This window comes from Nicoliella spurrieriana (genome assembly GCF_023380205.1).
GTDB classification, from domain to species: domain Bacteria; phylum Bacillota; class Bacilli; order Lactobacillales; family Lactobacillaceae; genus Nicoliella; species Nicoliella spurrieriana.
The window spans coordinates 673,868-688,979 of record NZ_CP093361.1; the positions used below are offsets into that span (position 1 = coordinate 673,868).

General features: G+C 57.2%; 2 protein-coding genes (1 of these 2 only partly in view). Both read left to right on the forward strand.

All coding sequences use genetic code 11. The annotated features are described in order from the left end of the window. A protein-coding gene (locus tag MOO44_RS04345) for a hypothetical protein (RefSeq protein WP_260117192.1) crosses the window boundary here: on the forward strand, positions 1-5,911 show its final stretch. Its footprint begins 34,565 nt before the window's first position; only the last 5,911 of its 40,476 coding nucleotides appear in the window; its start codon lies beyond the left edge, outside the window; the stop codon is at positions 5,909-5,911. Then, a complete protein-coding gene (locus MOO44_RS04350; protein WP_260117193.1) occupies positions 5,802-14,942 on the forward strand; it encodes a DUF5776 domain-containing protein in 9,141 nt (3,046 codons plus the stop codon). The genes MOO44_RS04345 and MOO44_RS04350 overlap by 110 nt, the downstream gene beginning before the upstream one ends. Positions 14,943-15,112 lie beyond the last annotated feature (170 nt).

The following is a 15,112-nucleotide window of genomic DNA, read 5'->3' on the forward strand; positions in this document are numbered from 1 at the left end:
TGCCGCCAGTGTTGCCGTGGTTGCGAGTCAAACCGCATCGACTGCGACCCAATCCGCATCGAGTGCCTCATCCAGAGCTGCTTCTGATGCCCAGGTTGCGAGCGCTGCTGCCAACGTGGCTAGTGCGCAAAGTGTGATTGCATCCAGTGCCGCTAGTGCGGGGGATGCCGGTGTTAACAGCGCCGCTGCTGCCTCCACCGAAGCCTCGAGTGCCAACACCGCTGCAAGCAATGCTGCGAGTGGGGCGAACAACGATGCTAGCCTAGCTTCGAGCTACGCTAGTCGAACCAATGTCTCGACCAGCTCCGTTGCTAATGACAACGGGACTGCCTCCAGTGCTGCCAGTGCTGCTAACAGTTACGCTGCCGTTCAATCTAGCAACGTCGTGGTTAGTTCTGCCGCTTCAGTATCCACTTCCGCTGCTGCGGTTGCTAGTGCTGCTAATTCCGATGCCACCACTGCCAATGTTGCTGCTCAATCGGCTAAGAGCACTGCCAGTGCTGCTGCTCAATCGGCTGCAGCCCAAAGTAGTGCTGCGAGTGTGGCTGCAAGTGCTGCAAGTAGTGCCGCTGCGATTGCTAAGAGTTATGCTGCTGCCGGAAATGCTGACTCCGCATCCGCTGCCAACGTGGTCGCTTCATCGCAAGCAGAAAGTGCCAGTGCTGCTGCATCGAATGCGGTCGTTGCGAGTCAAACCGCATCGACGGCCGTGCAAAGTGCATCCAGTGCTTCCGTGAGAGCCGCTTCCGATGCCCAGGTTGCTAGTTCGGCTGCTTCCACTGCCGTTTCAGCTAACTCAATCGCATCCAGTGCCGCCAGTGCCGGGATGCAAGGGTCAGCCAGTGCCAGTGACGCGCTTAGCTCTGCAACCAGTGCCAATACTGCTGCATCGAATGCGGCCAAGGGTGCCAACGCCGATGCCACATTAGCATCGAGTTACGCTAGTGATGCACAAGGATTCACTGACTCGACTGCCAATGCTGATACGACTGCTGCAACGGCTTCAAAGGCCGCCAGTGCACAGGCTTCAGCACATCCAACCAACGCGGTCATCAGCTCGGCTGCGACCTTGATCAGTTCGGCCGCCAGTGTGGCTAGTTCCGCCTATGCGGACGCCAATGCTGCCAATGCTGATGCCCAAAGTGCCAAGAGTACGGCTGCCGCTGCTGCTGCAACTGCCAACGCTCAAAGTACCAACGCTAGTTCGGCTGCCAGTGCCGCTACTTTGGCTGCGAGTGCGGCCCAAAGCTACGCTGCAGAGGGGAACGCCACTTCAGCTGCTTCTGCTAACGTTGTCGCTTCTTCACAAGCCGCCAACGCCAGTGTTGCCGCCAGCGTTGCCGTTGCTGCTAGTCAGACTGCTTCGACTGCGACCCAATCCGCATCGAGTGCTGATTCAAGAGCTGCTTCTGATGCTAAGATGGCCACCGATGCTGCCAATGTCGCTAGTGCACAAAGCGTAATCGCATCTACCGCCGCTAGTGCGGATGATGCCGGGATCAGTAGTGCCGATGCTGCCTCGAATGAAGCTTCCGGTGCTAGTTCGACGGCAAGTACCGCTGCCAGTGGTGCTAATAACGATGCCAGTCTTGCATCCAGTCTCGCTAGTCAAACCAGTGCTTCGACCAGCGATGTTGCCAGTGATGATTCCAATACTGCTGACGCTGCTAGTTCTGCAAACAGCTACGCCGCAGCCAACCCATCGAATGCAGTCATTAGTTCGGCTGCTGCCGTGGTCAACTCCGCTGCCGTAGTTACCAGTAATGCACGCTCTGATGCGAATGCTGCCAACAATGTGGCTCAAGCTGCCAAGAGTGTCGCCAGTGCTGCCGCTGCTAGTGCCACTGCGCAAAGCAGTGTCGCTAGTTCAGCTGCCGCTGCTGCTTCAACGGCTGCCTCGAATGCTAAGAGCTACGCTGATGCCGGGAATGCTGACTCCGCATCCGCTGCGGACGTGGTTGCTTCATCGCAAGCTGCCACTGCCAGTGCTGCTGCTTCGAATGCCGTGGTTGCGAGTCAAACCGCATCGACGGCCGTGCAAAGCGCATCCAGCGCCTCCGTGAGAGCCGCTTCCGATGCCAAGGCTGCTGATGCTGCCGCTAACGCTGCATCATCTGCAAATGCAGTTGCATCCAGTGCCGCCAGTGCCGGGACCCAAGGGTCAGCCAGTGCCAGTGATGCACTTAGTTCCGCTACTAGCGCGAACACCGCTGCTTCAAATGCTGCTCAGGGCGCTAACGCCGATGCCACATTAGCATCGAGTTACGCCAGTGATGCGCAAGGGGCCACTGACTCGACTGCCAGTGCCGACACAACTGCTGCGACAGCTTCAAAGGCCGCCAGTGCTGAAGCTGCTGCCCACCCAACTAACGCGGTCATCAGCTCGGCTGCGACCTTGATCAGTTCCGCTGCCAGCGTTGCTAGTTCCGCCCACGCGGACGCCAATGCTGCCAATGCCGATGCGCAAAGTGCCAAGAGCGTTGCTGCAGCTGCTGCTGCGACCGCCAACGCCCAAAGCACTAACGCTAGTTCGGCTGCCAGCGCCGCTAGTTTGGCTGCGAGTGCGGCCCAAAGCTACGCTGCTGTTGGCAACGCCACTTCGGCTGCTTCTGCTAACGTTGTGGCATCTTCACAAGCCGCCAACGCCAGTGTTGCCGCCAGTGTTGCCGTTGCCGCTAGCCAAACCGCTTCGGCTGCGACCCAATCCGCATCTAGTGCCGATTCGAGAGCCGCTTCCGATGCTAAATTAGCCACCGATGCCGCCAACGTTGCTAGTGCACAAAGTGTGATCGCATCTAATGCCGCTAGTGCCGGTGATGCCGAATCCAATAGTGCTAGTTCCGCTTCATCCGAAGCCGCTAGTGCCAACACCGCTGCAAGTAACGCTGCCAGTGGCGCTAACAATGATGCCAGTCTTGCATCGAGTTACGCTAGTCAAACTAGTGTTTCGACCAGTGATGTGGCTAATGATAATGCGAACACGGTTAGTGCCGTTAGTTCTGCGAACAGCTACGCCTCAGCCAACCCATCGAATGCGGTCATTAGTTCGGCTGCTTCAGTGGTCAACTCCGCTGCCGTGGTTACCAGTGCCGCTAATTCAGATGCATTAATTGCCAACTCCACTGCGCAAACCGCTAAGAGTACCGCCAGTGATGCTGCGCAATCGGCAACGACGCAAAGCAGCTATGCGAGTGTTGCTGCCATTGCTGCTAGTTCCGCTGCTGCTCAAGCGAAGAGCTATGCTGCTGCTGGTAATTCTGAGGCTGCTGCGATGGCCAATAGCATTGCTTCACAACAAGCATCGGTTGCTAGTCAGGCTGCCGCCGCTGCCGTGGTTTCCAGTCAAACCGCTTCCGCTGCTGCCCAAAGTGCTTCCAGTGCTTCCGTGAGAGCCGCTTCCGATGCTAAACTAGCTGACGATGCCGCTTCCGCTGCTGCATCTGCGAACGCAATTGCATCCAGTGCTGCGACTGCCGGGACCCAGGGCTCCACTAGCGCAAGCAATGCGCTTAGTTCTGCAACCAGTGCTAACACCGTTGCAAGCAATGCCGCCAGTGGTGCCAACGCCAATGCTCAATTAGCATCGAGTTACGCTAGTGATGCACAAGGATCCACTGACTCGACTGCCAGTGCCGACACGACTGCCGCAACGGCTTCCAAGGCTGCCAGTGCGCAAGCTTCAGCCCACCCAACCAACGCGGTTATCAGCTCGGCTGCAATCTTGATCAGTTCGGCCGCCAGCGTGGCTAGTTCCGCCCATGCGGATGCCAATGCTGCCAACGCCGATGCGCAAAGTGCTAAGAGCGCTGCTGCTGCCGCAGCTGCGACCGCCAACGCCCAAAGCACCAACGCTAGTTCGGCTGCCAGTGCCGCTACTTCCGCTGCCCAGATTGCCCAAAGCTATGCTGCTGTTGGGGATGCTGACTCCGCTGCTTCCGCCAACGTGGTGGCCTCATCACAAGCGGTCGTTGCTAGTGCCGCCGCCAGCGTTGCCGTTGCTGCTAGTCAGACCGCATCGACTGCCACGCAATCCGCATCCAGTGCTGCCTCCAGGGCTGCGTCCGATGCTCAACTTGCTACCGATGCTGCCAACGTTGCTAGTGCGCAAAGCGTAATCGCATCCAGTGCCGCCAGCGCCGGTGATGCTGGAATCAGTAGTGCCGATGCTGCCTCGAATGAAGCTTCCGGTGCTAACGCTACGGCAAGCACTGCCGCCAGTGGTGCCAATAGCAACGCCAGCTTAGCATCTAGCTACGCTAGTCAAGCTAGTGCATCCACCAGCGTGACTGCCAATGCTGATTCCACAACCGCTAGTTACGCAGCTTCCGTCAACAGCGATGCTGCTACTCATTCTAGCAACAAGGTCGTTAGTTCGGCTGCGTCAGTCGTTAACTCGGCTGCGAGCGTGGCTAGTGCTGCTCACTCCGATGCCAACGTTGCAAATTCTGCCGCGCAATCTGCCAAGGCAGTTGCATCCACGGCTGCTGATTCCGCAACCGTTGCTAGTGCGAACGCTTCCGTTGCCGCATCGATCGCAGCTAGTGCTGCCAGTGCCGCCCAAAGCTTTGCCAGTGCCGGGAATGCTGACTCCGCTGCTTCAGCGAACGTAATTGCATCCACCCAAGCTGATAATGCTTCTGCTGCTGCATCCCAAGCAGTCATCGCTAGTCAGACCGCATCGACTGCGACCCAAAGTGCATCCAGCGCTTCCGTGAGAGCCGCTTCTGATGCCAAGGCCGCAACCGATGCCATGAGTACCGCTTCGGTCGCTGCCGATGTTGCTAACAGTGCCGCTAGTGCCGGTGATCAAGGCTCAACGAGTGCAAGCAACGCCCTTAGTTCTGCTACGAGCGCCAACGCGGCTGCTTCGACGGCTGCTAGCGGTGCCAATGCCGATGCTGCCTTAGCATCCAGTTACGCTAGTGACGCTGCAGTGTCAACGAGTTCCACGGCAAGTGCTGCTAATACCGCCAATGCTGCGTTAGCTTCAGCAACTGCCGCTGCCTCTGCGCACCCAACGAACACGGTCGTTACTTCTGCTACGTCCGTTGTAACTTCCGCTGCATCGGTTGCCAGCGCTGCCAGTGCTGATGCCGTCGTAGCGAATGCCGCTGCCCAATCAGCTAAGAGCACCGCTGCCGCTGCTGCTACGACTGCCACTGCGCAACGGATGAACGCTAGTTCTGCTGTTAGTGCTGCGACCTCTGCTGCTCAGATGGCCCAAAGCTACGCTGCTGCCGGCAATGCTGACTCCGCTGCCTCTGCGAACGTGGTCGCAGCATCACAAGCCGTCCTTGCAAGTAGCGCTGCCAGCGTTGCGGTCGTTGCTAGTCAAACCGCATCGACTGCGACCCAGAGTGCATCGAGTGCCGCTGCTAGAGCTGCTTCCGATGCCCAAGTCGCCATTGCTGCTGCTAATACTGCCACTACTGCCGGGAGCGTTGCTACTACCGCTGCTAGTGCAGGGGATGCTGAATCCAGTAGCGCTACCACTGCTTCATCTGAAGCAGCGAGTGCCAATACCGCTGCCAGCACCGCCGCTAGTGGGGCGAACACGAATGCTAGCCTAGCATCCAGCTATGCAAGCATTGCTAGTTCCGCTAATAGTGACGTTACCAGCGATAACAGTACGGCTACTAGCGCAATGACGTCTGCTAACAGTTATGCCGCTGCGCATCCTGCTAACCCGATCATCAAGTCCGCAGCTTCAGTGGCTACCTCCGCCACTGCGGTGACCAGTGCTGCCCACTCAGATGCGAGCGCTGCCAACGTGGTTGCTCAATCTGCCAATAGTGTGGCTAGTGCCGCTGCCCAATCGGCAACTGCCCAAAGCACGCTTGCTAGTTCGGCTGCCGCTGCTGCCAGTGTTGCTGCTGAAAATGCAGAGCTACGCTGCTGCTGGGAACACTAGTGCTGCTGATTCTGCTGACGTGGTCGCATCCTCACAAGCTGCCACGGCCAGTGCTGCTGCTGATGCCACTGTCACTGCCAGTCAAACGGCAGCGACTGCGACTCAAGCTGCTTCAAGTGCCGCATCTAAGGCTGCTTCGGACGCCAAGGCTGCCGATGCTGCTGCGCAAGCTGCTTCATCTGCGAACGCGCTTGCATCTGCTGCCGCTAGTGCTGAGGATCAAGGCTCCACCAGTGCCAGCAACGCCCTTAGCTCCGCTACTAGCGCCAATACGGCGGCAAGGAATGCTGCCCAGGGTGCCGATAGTAACGCCGCACTCGCATCTAGTTATGCGAGTGCCGCCGCAGTATCGACGAGCTCCACGGCCAGTGCGAATAGCATGACCTCTGCTGCTGCCAAGGCTGCTGATGGTTATGCATCTGCATATCCAGCTAATACCGTGGTGACTTCCGCTGCATCCGTAATCAATTCGGCTGCCGGAACGGCTAGTGCCGCCAATGCCGATGCAACCGTTGCTAACTCGGCTGCGCAATCCGCGAAGGAAGCTGCGAGTGCTGCTGCGCAATCTGCAAACGTCCAAAGTACGAATGCTAGTTCCGCTGCCAGCGCCGCCACTTCCGCTGCTCAAATGGCCCAAAGCTACGCAGCTGCCGGCAATGCTGACTCCGCATCATCTGCGAACGTGGTTGCTTCTACCCAGGCCATGACCGCTAGTTTCGCTGCTAGCCAGGCCGTTGTTGCTAGCCTTGCCGCTTCGACTGCGGCCCAGGTAGCAGCCAGTGCTTCGGTCAGAGCTGCTTCTGATGCCCAAGTTGCCAGTGCTGCTGCCGATGCCGCTTCCACGGCTTCGGTCACTGCATCCAGTGCCGCTAGTGCTGAGGATGCTGGTGTGAGTCAAGCTAGTTCTGCTGCCTCCGCTACTGCAAGTGCAACTGCGATCGTCATCTCCGCTGCCAGTGGGGTAAGTGCAAACGACCGGTTGGCTTCCATCTATGCAAGTGTCACGAGTTCAGCAACTAGCGATGTTGAAAGCAATAGCAGTATTGCATCCAGTGCTACGACCTCCGCTAATAGCTACGCCTCAGCACATCCATCCAATGCAGTTATTAAATCAGCTGCCTCCGTGGTCAACTCCGCTGCCGTAGTTACTAGCTCAGCCAACGTGGTGCTCAACGCTGCTAACGCCGTTGCCCAATCCGCAAAGAGCGTTGCCAGTGCTGCTGCTGATTCTGCAAACCAACAAAGTAGCGTCGCCAGTGTCGCTTCCGTGGCTGCGAGTGCTGCCGCTTCAACTGCCAACAGCTACGCTGCCATTGGCAATGTTGATTCAGCTGCCTCCGCGAATGTAATTGCATCGCAACAAGCTTCGACTGCCAATCAAGCTGCTGCTGCCGCTGTGGTTGCTAGTCAAAACGCTGCGAACGCTACTCAATCTGCAGCGAGTGCGTTCGCTAACGCCGCTGCTGCCGCTAAGGCCGCTTCCGCTGCTGCCAGTGCCGCATCATCTGCGAACGTGGTGGCTTCGACTGCCGCTTCGGCAAACGATGCTGAAAACACGAGTGCCAGCACCGCGCTTAGTTCTGCTACCAGTGCTAGCGCAGTGGCCGTCAGTGCCGCCAATGGTGCTAACACCAACGCTAGCCTCGCAGTTAGTTACGCCAGTGCTGCGATGATTTCGACCAGTTCAACCGCCAGTGCGAATGATTCAGCAGCCACTGCGAACCGGTCAGCTGAAAGCTATGCTTCTAACCACCCAACGAACCCAGGGGTTACCTCTGCTGCTGAATTAGCTAGTTCCGCTGCGTTCGTGGCTAGTTCGGCTCACTCCGATGCTGACGTTGCGAATGCTGATGCCCAAGCTGCTAAGAGTGCTGCTATTTCAGCTGCCACCCTTGCCAACTTGCACAGCACCACCGCCAGTTCGGCTGCCAGTGCCGCTAGTTATGCTGCAGCCCAGGCAAGCAGCTATGCCAATACTGGTAATTCTGCTTCTGCCGATTCCGCAAATGTGATCGCTGCTCAACAAACCGCGCTTGCTAGTTCCGCTGCTGCTCAAATCGTAGCTGCTAGTCAAGCCGCATCGATTGCGAACCAATCCGCTGCGAGTGCTTCGGTCAGAGCGGCTTCAGACGCACAATTAGCCATTGATGCAGCGACTACCGCTGCGAGTGCGAGTGCAACCACAACGAGTGCTGCTAGTGGGGCTGATGCTGAATCCAGCAGCGCCACTGCTTCCTCATCGGAAGCAAGTAGCGCTACCGTGGCTGCCAGTGCCGCTGCGAGCGGTGCGACTGCCGATGCTGCCTTAGCATCGAGCTACGCTAGTGCCACCGCGGTTTCCACCAGCGCGACTGCGAATGCAGATCAAGCTGCGAATACCGCTGCGGTTACTGCTAACAGCGCTGCTGCTGCTCATGCTTCCAACGTAGTCGTTAGTTCCGCTGCTGCAGTCGCTACTTCAGCCGCCAGTGCTGCGAGCGCTGCGCACGTGGTTGCTGACTCCGCGAATGCGGATGCGCAATCGGCTAAGAATGCTGCCAGCGTTGCTGCTAACTCAGCGAATGCCCAAAGCATGCTCGCTAGTTCGGCCGCCCTTGCTGCCAGCGTTGCCGCATCGAACGCCCAACGGGATGCCGCTTCTGGAGACTCTGCCTCCGCATCGGCTGCCAACGTGGTCGCTTCCACGCAGGCTTCAACCGCCAGTGTTGCGGCCGCTGCTGCAGTGGCTGCTTCACAAACCGCATCGACTGCGACCGTCTCAGCATCTAATGATGCAATGACGGCTTCATCCGCTGCGAGCGTTGCCAGTGCCGCTGCCAGTGCTGCTGATTCCGCCAGTGCAGTTGCATTTAGTGCCGCTAGTGCTGAGGATGCTGGCGTAAGGAGTGCCAGTGCTGCTTCATCTGAAGCCGCTAGTGCTACGCCAGCCGCTTCGAATGCTGCTAGTGCCACGAATGTAAATGCCAGCCTTGCCGCTAGTGCTGCGATTGCAACATCCACTTCGACTGATACCACCACGAGTGCCGCTAGTGTAACTGCTGCTTCGGCTGCAATTGCAAATAGCATTGCTGCTGGCCATACTGCAAACGCCGTGGTTAGTTCCGCTACTTCCGTAGTCAATTCCGCAGCTGCCGTAGCCAGTTCGGCCCATGCCGACGCTGCATTAGCCAATACTGATGCTCAATCAGCAACCAGTGTTGCCAGTGCCGCTGCTCAAACAGCCACGGCCCAAAGTACGCTTGCTAGTTCCGCTGCCAGTGCTGCAACTTCGGCTGCCGCAGTTGCTAAGCAGGCGGCCGTAGTCGGGAATGCCTCCCTGGCCGCATCTGCGAACGTGGTGGCTGCATCGCAAGCTGCGACTGCTTCAACTGCAACCTCCGTTGCTGTTGCCGCTAGTCAAGCTGCTTCGACTGCTGCAGAATCCGCTGCCAGCGACTCTGCCCGGGCTGCTTCCGATGCGCAGTTGGCCATTGCTGCCGCTAGTGCCGCATCATCTGCTACCATGGTTGCGAGTGTTGCTGCCAGTGCTGAAGATGCCGAATCCAACCGGGCCGGCGCTTCATCATCCGAAGCTGATCGTGCCAACGTGACGGCTTCTGCTGCTGCCAGTGGGGCGGTCGTAAATGCCAGCCTTGCTGCTAGTTATGCCAGTGCTGCTTCAATTGCCACTAGCACGACTGCCAGTGCCGATGCTGCCGCAACTTCATCAGCATCAGCCGCCAACAGTGCTGCCGCAACGCATCCAAATAATCCGGTCGTAAGCTCCGCCGATGCAGTGGTTAATTCCGCTGCGAGCGTAGTTAGCTCCGCGCATGCGGATGCCAACGTTGCCAATGCCGCTGCCCAATCGGCTAAGAACGTCGCCAGTGCCGCTGCCCAATCCGCAGTTGCCCAAAACGCATTGGCTAGTTCCGCCGCTAGTGTTGCCAGTGTTGCTGATTCAAATGCTAAGCACTTCGCTGATGTAGGGGACTCCTCCGCCGCAAACTCTGCGAACGTGATTGCTGCGCAACAGGCATCGATTGCAAGTTCGGCTGCCAGTGCGGTGGTGGTTGCCAGTCAAACGGCTTCCACGGCCACTCAATCCGCATCCAGTGCTGCTGACCGGGCCGCCAGTGATGCGAGTGTTGCCACTGCGGCTGCCAAGGTAGTTGCTACTGCCACGACCACGGTCACGAGTGCTGCAAGCGCTAATGATCAAGCCGACTCCAGTGCAAATGACACGTCTTCTGCCGCCGCTAGTGCTGGTTCCGCCGCAGTTTCGGCTGCGAGTGGGGCCACGACCAACGCGAGTGTGGCTACCAGTGCCGCCAGTGTCGCTAGCGTTGCTGCTATTCAAACCACGAGCGCTGAACAAATCGCAGCTACGACTTCCGCTAACGTTAACAGTCTTGCAACAACGCATGCTGCTAACCAAGTGGTTAGTTCCGCTGCTGGCGTAGTCAACTCGGCTGCGAGCGTAATCAGCTCCGCTAACTCGGACGCTAGCGCTGCCAATGCGATCGCTCAATCGGCGAAGAGCGTGGCTACCGCTGCTGCCCAATCCGCAGCGACCCAAAGCCTGCTTGCTAGTTCGGCTGCCAGTGCTGCAAGCAGCGTTGCCGCCAGTGCAAAGCGCTTTGCCGATGCTGGAAATGTAACGTCAGCCGCATCTGCGAACTCGCTTGCTGCGCAACAGGCAGCGACCGCTAGTTCCGCTGCGTTTGCCGCTGTGGTTGCTAGTCAATCGGTTTCATTTGCGACCCAATCCGCTACCAGCGCTGCCGTTCGGGCAGCTTCTGATGCGCAGGTTGCTTCGATTGCCGCTAGCCTAGCTTCATCAGCCAACGCGGTCGCCATCAGTGCCGCTAGCGCTGAGGATGCTAACATCCATAGTGCTCAGTCCGCTAGCGCTACCGCTACCAGCGCCAATGCGGTGGCCAATAGCAATGCCAGTGCGGTGACCGTCGCTGCTAGCCTTGCCGCTAGTTACGCCAGTGATACCGCTGCTTCCACTAACTCAACTGCTAGTGCGAACTACGCGGCTGCTACTGCTGCTAAGAATGCGGATAGCGTTGCTACGACCCACTCGGCTAATCAAGCGGTGAGTTCCGCTGCTTCGGTTGCAAACTCTGCCGCCAGCGTTGCTAGTTCGGCCCACGCTGATGCTAGTGCCGCCAGTGCGGATGCCCAATCTGCGAAGAGCGTGGCCACTGCGGCTGCCCAATCTGCATCCATCCAAAGCACGACCGCTAGTTCCGCCAACGCGGCTGCTAGTTCCGCTGCTATCAATGCGCAAAGCTACGCTGCAGCTGGTGATTCAGTTAATGCTGCTTCGGCTAACGCCGTTGCATCACAACAAGCTACGATTGCTAGCTCCGCTGCTGCACAAACCGTCGTTGCTAGCCAAACGGCATCCACCGCCGTGGTTGCTGCTGCTAGTGCTTCGGCGCGGGCCGCATCCGATGCGCAGGTCGCAATTGCTGCTGCCAGTGTTGCTGCTAGTGCGAATAGCGCTGCCGCCACTGCCGCTAGTGATGATGACCAGGGCGTTTCGAATGCCAGTGCCACTTCATCTGCTGCTGCGAGTGCCAACGTCGTTGCATCCAGTGCCTTCATTGGCATTGCTTCCGATGCGAACTCCGCCGCTAGTTACGCCAGTGCTGCGAGTGCATCAACGAGTCAAACCGCCGATGCTACTTCGGCCACTGCGAGTGCGACTGCGGTCGTGAACGGGATGCTTTCTGCGCACCCAACGAACCAAGTGGTTAGTTCCGCTGCCGCGGTTGCTAACAGCGCCAATGCCGTTGCTAGTGCTGCCCGTATTGATGCAAATTCAGCGAATGCGGATGCCCAACTTGCTAAGAGCGTGGCTAGCTCAGCTGATCAACTGGCTGCTGCCCAAAGTGCAGCCGCTAGTTCCGATGCCGCTGATGCTGCAATGGCAGCCTTTAATGCTAAGATGTACGCTGCTGCCGGCAATTCGGTTGCTGCAGCGAGCGCCAACATGGTGGCATCACAACGGGCTGCCAGTGCAAGCACTGCCGCTGCCCAAGCAGTGTCAGCTAGTCAAACGGCATCCACCGCGGTTTCCTCCGCATCTAGTGCTGCAGCCAGAGCTGCTTCTGATGCGCAGGTCGCAAGTGCTGCTGAAATCAATGCTAGCCTAGCGGTTGTGAATGCATCATCCGCCGTAAGTGCTGGGACGCAAGACGACAGTAGTGCCAATGCTTCGATTTCAAGTGCTAATAGTGCGAGTGGCATTGCCATCAGTGCTGCTAATGGGGCGACCCAAAATGCATCACTGGCTGCCAAGTACGCTAGTCAAGCAAGTGCTTCGACCAGTCAAGCCGTTAGTGGCAATGCGACTGCTTCCGGTGCCGCTAGTCAGGCCAATGCAACGGCCGCTGCGCACCCAACGAACCAAGTTGTTAGCTCCGCTGCGAGCGTGGCTACTTCCGCTGCTTCCGTTGCCAGTGCTGCCACTGTCGATGCGCAATCCGCCAATGCGGATGCCCAATCGGCGAAGGTCGCTGCTAGTTCTGCTGCTGGCGTGGCCACTGCTGCCAATAACAACGCCAGCGTAGCGACTGCCGCTGCATTATCAGCTGCTGCCGCCGCTAAGCGTTATGGAGACAATGGTGACAGCAGTGCCGCTGCGAGCGCTAATTCCGTTGCTGCCTCACAAGCACAAGTAGCAATGGCTGCTGCTTCCACCGCCGTGGTTCAATCGAACGCCGCTGTGGTAGCTGCGCAAAGTGCTGCGAGCGCTTCTGCCCGTGCAGCTTCTGATGCTGCGATCGTAAGTGCTGCATTATCCACGGCTGCTTCTGCGAACCAAATGGCTACCAGTGCTGCTAACAGTGGGAGTGTGACCTCGAGTGCTGTTGCAAGTACCACTGCAAACACTAGTGCTCAGGGGAGCCAAGCTGCTTCCCAAGCCCAAAGTGCGCAAAGTGCAAACTCACTAGCATCGATTTACGCTAGCTCCGCTAGTGCTAATAATACTGGGGTCCAAAGTAACACGACTGCTGCTAGTTCAACCGCCAGTGCTACTAACAGCATTGCTGCTGGTGCATCGCAAAATGCCAGTGCCCAAAGCTACGCGAGCCAAGCTGCCAGTGCCGCTACGGTGGCCAGTGCCGCCGCATCACAGGCTGCTTCGAACAACGCCATCGCCCAAAGCGCAAGCAGTACCGCGCGTTCAGCTAACAGTCAGGCTGCCAGTGCTAATAGCATGGCTAGTTCCGCTGCCAGCGTTGCTAATTCACTTGCCAGCGCAATTAATTCCGCAGCCAATGCCGGAAATTACTCCGCAGTGAACACGCTTAATAGTCAACTCGCATCCGCTAATAGTGCTGTGAGTGCCTACTACAGCAATGCAACGCTTGCCAATCGGGTCGCAGACGATGCCGCCAATACAGCAAGCGGGGCCCAATCAGCTACCCAATCGTTGAATGCGGTGGCCACTAGTGCTTCGGCAGTTGCCAGCGCTGACTACTCGAATGCCGTTCGGGTAACCACGTTGTCGAATGCCGCTAGTCAATATGCTAGTGTTGCCAGCGTTGCAAATAGCAATGCCGCAATTAACGCTAGTTCCGTAAGCGCTGACTGGAACCGGGCTGCGCAATACTCAATTGCTGCATCCTCAAGCACTTCGCTGACCTATGCACCTGCTAGTCAAGCCCAATCGATTGCCAGTCAAGCCATGAGCATGGCCGCAACGATCTACGCAACGCCAGCAGTGCTTAGCTACGCTAGTGCGGTTAATTCCGCTGCCCAAGTGATTGAATCCGCATCTGCGGATGCGGTCATTGCCAATAGTCAGGCGCGGTCCGCCACTGCGATTGCTAGTTCTGCTGCGGTGGTTGCAAGTAATGCTGCCAATGCTGCCAACGCAGCCTACAGCGTTGCTGCAAGTGCAAATGCGGCCGCATCACTTGCTTACTCCCGTGGCGATGCTGCTGCTGGGAATAGCTATGCTGCGATTGCTTCCACTGCTGCTAGCTCCGCTGCCGCTGCGAATACGCAGTTGCAAGGGGCCAACTCATTGGTTGCAGCTGAGACTTCGTTGGCTAGTTCGGCTGCTAGTCGGGCCGCTAGCGATTATCAAACCATCGCTGCTGCCGCAAAGGTCATCTTTGCACAACAATCCGCCGCAAGCAGTGCGAATAGTTCGGCTAGTTCCACTGGTTCGAACGGCACATCAAGTGCGAATAGCTCGGCCACGTCAGCTGCTAATTCAGCTAACTACTACTCCGCTGGGGTCAGTGCCGCTAAGCACGCCCAAAAGAAGAACGCTAGCTACGCAAATGAACCAACTTACCAAGGCGCCTACGATGGTTACAAGGCCGGGTACAATAATAAGGCCGCCAAGAGCGACTTTACTGGATTAACTTCAGCCTACGCCACTGACTATCAAAAGGCTTACCAAGCTGGGCAAGCTGCTTACAAGGCGCAAGTGGCCAAGGGAACTGCTGCTGCTAAGCGGGCTAGTCGGGTAGCACAATCGTTAGCTGGCAAGTCTGCCGGGTACAAGTATGGCTACCTCAAGGCGTTCAATGCGAAGTTGAAGCGTCATCCTGAATACGTTTACAACACGCAGGGCCTTTACGTCCACGCCGGGAAGAACTTCACGACGAACGGCCGGCTGAAGGGTTACGCTAAACCATCAGCACAAAACAAGATTTCTGAATTCAAGATCACCAAGGTTGCCATTGCCAAGAGCGGACTCGTTCGTTACTACGTCAAGAGTCGTTTAACGGACAATCCAATCAGCGGCTACATTACCGCTAAGCATGGCTTCACCGCTAACACTTACTACCGGCAAGGTGAAATGAACCAAGCCAATAGTAAGCACGTCCAGGTCATTGGTAAATCTGGGATCCGGATTCATGAAAGTCAACGCTTTGACTCAAAGGCGGGTAAGTACTACCGGCCTGGAGCTAAATTAAACGTTGAACGGATTGTTAAATATAAGGGCATTACGCGCTTCTACATTGGAAATGGCAAGTACATTACCAGTAATAAGAAGTTCGTTAAGTTCATTTAACATTAATTAAAAATAAGGGAATTAGATCGACAGGGATGCCGATTTAATTCCCTTATTTTTTTACAATTTAAATTATTAAATTACTGTTAATTTTTGTGATAAGTGTTAAAATTTAATCATACGTTAGTGTGCAATCAGTATCCTTGCACGTTCAGATTGGAGATGTTCCG